Source organism: Streptomyces sp. NPDC002181 (genome assembly GCF_042890485.1).
In the GTDB taxonomy this organism is placed as follows: domain Bacteria; phylum Actinomycetota; class Actinomycetes; order Streptomycetales; family Streptomycetaceae; genus Streptomyces.
The window spans coordinates 1-5,000 of sequence record NZ_JBIASC010000021.1 but is presented as its reverse complement, the minus strand read 5'-3'; the positions used below and the strand labels follow the sequence as shown (position 1 = coordinate 5,000).

Genomic DNA, 5,000 nt, shown 5'->3' with positions numbered 1-5,000 from the left:
CCGTCGAGGAGGCGCTTCGTGATGGGGGCGGCGAAGCGGTCCGCCTGTATGTCGCCGCCTGTGCGGAACGCATGGCGCCACTGTTCGTAGGCCTGCGGGCGGGCGTACCGGGGCGGGAAGCCGACCTGGACCTCTATGTGGAGTCCCTGAGCGGTCTTTGGCTTGCCGACCGGCCGATCGCCGACGCTGCCGAGCGCGTGCGCCTGGTGGAGCGGTTTCCGGAGCTCCAGCCGGACGAGGAGGGGGTCACCGGTGTCGCTGACACGTACGCCCTTTTCGCCGCCCTCTGCCTGCGCCATGCGCTGCTGGCCCACGACTCGGGCAACGCTGATGACGCGGTGTCCTGCGGCCATGCGGCACTCACCGCGATGGGCATGCTGGACCAGGATGTGCCGGGTGCCGGCTTTCTGGCCGACGAACAACGGCTCCAGTCCCTCTCGCTGAGCGGTGACGCCGCAGGTCTGTGGGACGCGAGCGTCACGGCAGGGCGGGAGCGGCTCCGTGCCGTGGTGGGTCGCCTGCCCCGATAGCCGTCCGCCTGATCGCTGCCCGTGCGATATGGCCTCTGATTGCGCGGCCGACCAAGAGCCGGAAGACGGGTCCGGCTTGCTTCTGGAGCCCGGTTGGAGCAGTTTGCGCGGGCGGGCTCAGGTGGCGCGTTCTGCTTCGTCGGCGAGGGCGGGGAGGAACGCCCCGTGGTGTGCGTCAGCCCTGGCGGCGAGGCCGGACTGTCCGCGGCCCGGGCCGCAGCCGGCTGGCCACAAGCGAGCAGTCGAACTTCCCTGCGTTGTCCGCGGGACCGGGCGAGCGCCACCGGCATCAGGAAGATCAAGAGACAGCTCTATGGCCGAGCCGGATTCGAATTCCCATGCAGGGTGATCCTGCTTCAGTAGTGCATCGCCTAGGCGCCGGCCGCAGCTTCCCGGCCAGGAGATCAGAGCTCGGTCGTCCAGATCCCGACAGGATGGTCACTCGGGGGCAGCCACAACTGAGGCTGTGACTCACCGTGCCGCTCGCCGGCCTGCTCGTCCCAGTGGAAACGGCCCTCGGCATCAGGCCACGCGACTTGCAGCACGGGGAGAGGCGGTCGCCTGTAGAACCCGATGGCCTGCCCGAAGAAGGTCCGGTACCAGCCGCGGTCAACCTGCCTGAGCGCGACCCGATGTCCGACGACAACATCGGAATGGCTCTGGCCATCCGCCAGCGCTTCGCCCGCGGCGGACTTCTCTCCGAGGGTGTTGAGCATGCGGTGCATGGCGTGGACATCCAGGCCGAACATGGCGAGTTCAGGCCCGCCATGAGTGTGCGCGAGGCCGATCGTGTAGGCGAAACCAGGACCGATCTCGTCTTCGGGAACCATCACGACGTGCCATCCATGCTGCTGCACATGTTCGATGACCGTCTGATCCATGCGGTCCGCTTCGTCCCGGTCGCCGTAGTCATGGCAGAGGACACAGCGGCACTGGAACGGCTCATCAGTCATGTGCGAAGGCTACGAGGTGAGCGTTCAGGTCGAGCAGCCGGGGTTTGGACCCCTCTCAATCGAACGGCGCCGTCACCCTCCGCGTTGGCTCCCCAAGATCTGTGCCAGAACCGAGCTTCGACAGCGGTTGTTCAGCCTTGGGCCCGCGATCGGTGCGGTACGGGCTCCCGGTAGCGTCACCGGGACACTCGCATCGAAGGGGAGCATTTACTCGTGGACCTGGGCATCATCGGGCAGGCGGTCGGACTGTTCGCGGTCACGAACATCGACGACATCCTGATCCTGGCGCTGTTCTTCGCCCAGGGCGCCGGCCGCCCCGGATCCACCCGGCAGATCGTGCTGGGCCAGTACCTGGGCTTCGTTGCGATCCTCGCCGTGGCGGTGGCCGCCGCGTTCGGCGCCACGTTCCTGCCCGAGTCCGCCGTCCCCTACCTCGGTCTGCTGCCGCTCGCCCTGGGTCTCAAGGCAGCCTGGCAGGCATGGAAGGACCACCGCGACGGGGGCGGAGACGAGGAGGGGGAACAGGCCAAGGAAGGCGGGCCCGGCCCGCTGGAAGTCGCGGCGGTCACCTTCGCCAACGGGGGCGACAACATCGGCGTCTACGTTCCCGTGTTCGCGACCGCTGGCGTCGGCGGGATGAGCGTGTTCGCCGTGGTGTTCCTCGTGCTGGTGGCCGTGTGGTGCTTCGCGGGCAAGTTCTTCGCGACTCGGCCCGTCGTTGCCAAGGCCCTTGCCCGCTGGGGCCACATCCTGCTGCCCCTGGTCCTAATCGCCATCGGTCTGCTCATCCTCATCGAGGGCGGCGCTTTCGGCCTGTGAGCGGGGGGCACCCCACCGGATCTCGTCGGATGGTCCGGCAGTGCAGGGTGCCCCTCATGGGGCTGTTCGGGGGACGGGCGTCACGACTGCCCGGCCACGCCAGACCGGGCGTTTCGTCTGCCCCGCCGACCCGGGAGATCCGCACCTCACCCCTTCAGGGCGAGCACCTGTCCGGCGACCACGAGGAGGACTTCCTCGCAGGTCTCGCCGACTGCCGCGTTGAGCCAGCCGAGTTCGTCGCGATACCGGCGTTCCCGCATGGTGCAGGGCCGTGCCCCGGATCCCGCCTCGCTGCTGACCAGGACCACTCGGCGCCGGGTTGCCCGTACCGCGGCCGCGAGCTCGACGGACCGTGCGCGCAGTTTCTGCTGGTCGCCGCCCAGCCAGGCCGTCTCGTCCTCGGCGTTGATCTGCTCCATCGCGTGGGCCAGCCACGCGGCCAGGCAGTCGATGAGCAGTGGGGGACCGTCCTGGGCGAGCAGCGGGAGCAGCTCACTGGTCTCCACTGTCTGCCAGTGGGCCGGGCGGCGGTCCCGGTGCAGCTGCACCCGGTGCCCCCATTCGCGGTCCCCGTCGCGGGAGCCCCCGGTGGCGGCGTACACCACGTCTGGGTGGGCCGCCAGGCGCCGTTCCGCCTGGAGGGACTTCCCCGAACGGGTCCCGCCCACCACCAGGGTCCGGCGCGGCACGGCCGGGGCCGGCGCCGGCCGGCCGGTGAGGACTGCGGTGCCGTCCGGCACGGCTCGGGCGCCGGCCGCCGCGCAGCGGCGGACCAGTTCGGCGCCGAGCGGGTCGTCGTGGTCAAGGTGCACCGCGATCACGTCGGTGCCGGGGCCGATGGAGCCGGAGGCCCGCAGCCGGGCCAGCACCTCCGGGCGGCCCAGCACGTCCGCGAGGACCACCTCGTAGGGGCGTTCCGCAGCCTGGTCCGCCAGGTCTGCGCCCTCCCCGCTGCCGGGGGCTTCGGCAGAGGGACCGGCGGGGGCTGCGCCGGGCGGCAGGTACAGGGCGCGGGTGCCGTCGGGGCCGGTCACCGCATAGCCGGTGCCCGGTACGTCGACGGAGACCGCCCGGACCCGGTGCCCGGAGGCGGCCGCCAGCTCCTGCCCGGCCGGCAGCCGAGTGGCCGTGGGCAGGCCGGGCAGCGGTGCTCCGGCCGGCCCGCTCTCCTCGGGGCGGGCCGGCAGTACGTACCTGATCCCGGACGGTGCGTGCCCGGCCCGGGCGGCACTCGCACCGGCGCTGGGCGTCGCGTCGAGGAGCAGGACCCCGTCCACGAGGACCGCCGTCGCGGCGCGGGCATGCGCGCCGACGGAAGAGGCGCAGCCGGCGCAAGGGCAGCCGGGCCGCGGCAGCCCTGCGGGGGCGGCGGTACCGAGCAGGGTGAGTTCCACGGATGGTCCTTCCGGAAGGGGCGGGGCCGGGAGCCGGGAGGGCGCTCCCTTCCCCGCCGTACGTCGCTGGGTCTTCCAGAGAACGCCTCGCGCCCTGCTGCCCGCGTCCTCCGAACGGACCTGGGACAGGGCGAACCGGCGGTCCGAACGCCAACGTGGACCCCACACCTCGCTGACGACGTCCACAACCGGCCCGACGGCAGCATCGACACCAGCGCGCATGACCCCGTTCCGCCCTACGGGCGGTTACCGGCCAGAGAGTGCGTGCTCCTGCGGCACGGCGTCGTCGGGCTGCTCGGCGTCCGTGTGCACACCGGTCACGATGTACCTGGAACGTGGCGCTCTGATCACCCTCCGTGGTCGCAGGGCGTTCCTGGCCCTGCCGCGCTGGATTGCCCGCGCAGCCGCGATCCCGCCCGCAGAGACGGGCCCGCACCCTCGAAGGTGTCCGGGGGCCCCTGCGCGCCCCCCGGCGGTTCAGCCGATCGGATGGTGAACGGCTGGGGGGAGCGGCGGAGCATGAGTAGCAGCGCGGGACGTCCTGTGCAGAACCGTACCGACGGAGGCCAAACCGGCCCTTGCGGCGGCAGGCACGCCCACGAGACGAGGAGCACGCTCATGCGTAACATCATTCACCGCAAGGCCTGCACCACGACGACCGCACGGGCGGGGAGGGGCCGCAAGCAGGTCTCCGGAGCCCCGGACCCGGTGAGCCGGATGCTGACCGATCTCGCCCATTACCTGCTGGTGCCGAGCACCCAGGACCCCCTGAAGTAAGGGCCGCGGCCGCCACGGGCGGCGCGACGCTTGAAGCCCGGGCCGATCATGGGCCCGGGCTTCAAGCGTGCCTACCGGCAGCTTCGGTAACGCCGTACGAGGGGGGCGACGGTCTCCTGGAGGGAGCGCACCCTGGTCTCCGCCTGGCGGAGTGCGTCGATGGCCTGCACGGCCGCGCCGAACGCGCGGACCGTGGTCAGGCACGTTACGCCCCGGGCGACGGCGGCGGCCCGCAGGACGTGGCCGTCTCCGCCGGCGTTGCTGCTCCCGCACTGGGACGGGGTGTTGACGATGAGGTCGACCTGGCCGTCGTGGATGAGCTGGACGATGGTCTTCTCGCCGTCGGGGCCTTCGCCTTCGCTGAGTTTGCGGACGATGGTGGCGTTGATTCCGTTGCGGCGCAGGACTTCGGCGGTGCCGGAGGTGGCCATGAGTTCGAAGCCGTGGTTGACGAGTTCGCGGGCCGGGAAGATCATCGAGCGCTTGTCGCGGTTGGCGACGGAGATGAAGGCGCGGCCCTTGGTGGG

At 71.3% G+C, this 5,000-nt stretch carries 5 protein-coding genes and 1 pseudogene (1 of these 6 running past the window's edge); 3 read left to right on the top strand and 3 right to left on the bottom strand.

All coding sequences use genetic code 11. From position 1 onward, the window contains the following. On the top strand, nucleotides 1-530 hold the 3' portion of the coding sequence (locus ACFYXV_RS32810) for a hypothetical protein (protein WP_389384905.1). Its footprint begins 22 nt before the window's first position; only the last 530 of its 552 coding nucleotides appear in the window; its start codon lies beyond the left edge, outside the window; the stop codon is at nucleotides 528-530. Nucleotides 531-934: 404 nt separating this feature from the next. On the opposite strand, the gene ACFYXV_RS32805 is transcribed toward ACFYXV_RS32810, so the two are convergent. Beyond that, nucleotides 935-1,483, bottom strand: a complete 549-nt coding sequence (locus ACFYXV_RS32805) for a DUF4262 domain-containing protein (RefSeq protein ID WP_389384904.1) — start codon at nucleotides 1,481-1,483, stop codon at nucleotides 935-937. A 213-nt stretch (nucleotides 1,484-1,696) separates the two neighbouring features. Here ACFYXV_RS32805 and ACFYXV_RS32800 point away from each other — a divergent pair, with 213 nt between their 5' ends. Next, nucleotides 1,697-2,302, top strand: a complete 606-nt coding sequence (locus ACFYXV_RS32800; RefSeq protein ID WP_389384903.1) for a cadmium resistance transporter — start codon at nucleotides 1,697-1,699, stop codon at nucleotides 2,300-2,302. Between the two features lie 146 nt (nucleotides 2,303-2,448). Here the strand turns inward: ACFYXV_RS32800 and ACFYXV_RS32795 are convergent, their stop codons facing one another. Further along, complete coding sequence (locus ACFYXV_RS32795; RefSeq protein ID WP_389384902.1) at nucleotides 2,449-3,696, bottom strand: bifunctional adenosylcobinamide kinase/adenosylcobinamide-phosphate guanylyltransferase; 1,248 nt, start codon at nucleotides 3,694-3,696, stop codon at nucleotides 2,449-2,451. Between the two features lie 618 nt (nucleotides 3,697-4,314). Here ACFYXV_RS32795 and ACFYXV_RS32790 point away from each other — a divergent pair. Then, a complete protein-coding gene (locus ACFYXV_RS32790) occupies nucleotides 4,315-4,473 on the top strand; it encodes a hypothetical protein (protein WP_385473927.1) in 159 nt (52 codons plus the stop codon). 71 nt (nucleotides 4,474-4,544) lie between these two features. On the opposite strand, the pseudogene carB reads toward ACFYXV_RS32790, so the two are convergent. Then, nucleotides 4,545-5,000 (bottom strand): annotated as a pseudogene (carB, locus tag ACFYXV_RS32785) (carbamoyl phosphate synthase large subunit); the annotation flags it as partial.